Annotated in this window: 2 rRNA genes; both read left to right on the top strand. The window is 43.2% G+C overall.

Features of this window, described 5'->3' with window-relative positions:
• Positions 1 to 440: ribosomal RNA gene (locus QUS22_RS05445) — 23S ribosomal RNA — on the top strand; the annotation flags it as partial.
• A 63-nt stretch (positions 441 to 503) separates the two neighbouring features.
• Positions 504 to 610: ribosomal RNA gene (rrf, locus tag QUS22_RS05440) — 5S ribosomal RNA — on the top strand.
• Positions 611 to 625 lie beyond the last annotated feature (15 nt).

Here is a 625-nt window from a genome sequence, read left to right as displayed (position 1 = left end):
GATAACAGGCTGATGGTGTTCAAGCGTTCATAGCGACGACACCGTTTGGCACCTCGATGTCGACTCATCACATCCTGGGGCTGGAGAAGGTTCCAAGGGTTCGGCTGTTCGCCGATTAAAGTGATACGTGAGTTGGGTTTAGAACGTCGTGAGACAGTTCGGTTTCTATCTGCCGTGGGTGAAGGAAATTTGAGAAGATCTGACTCTAGTACGAGAGGACCGAGATGGATATACCCCTGGTGTACCAGCTGTTATGCCAATAGCATCGCTGGGTAGCTATGTATAGATGGGATAATTGCTGAAAGCATATAAGCAAGAAACCCTCTTCAAAAAGATTTCCCAATTAAGGCCGTGGAAGACTACCACGTTGATAGGCTAGGTGTGGAAGCATGGTAACATGTGGAGCTAACTAGTACTAATAGCCTGATTGATTTATTTACTTACTTAATATGTATGTATATGCAGTGTTAAATGTTGAATTATTGAATAGAAATTTTTGTTGACTTGGTGGCTATAGCAAAAATGAAACACCCGATCCCATCCCGAACTCGGAAGTGAAGCTTTTTAGCGCTGATGGTACTTGAAAAGGGAGAGTAGGTCGCTGCCAAGTTTATAAAAATTTCTT

Source organism: Wolbachia pipientis, from assembly GCF_030373985.1.
Taxonomy (GTDB): Bacteria; Pseudomonadota; Alphaproteobacteria; order Rickettsiales; family Anaplasmataceae; genus Wolbachia; species Wolbachia pipientis_D.
Note: the sequence above shows the minus strand (reverse complement) of the source record. Positions and strands in the feature narration are given on the sequence as shown.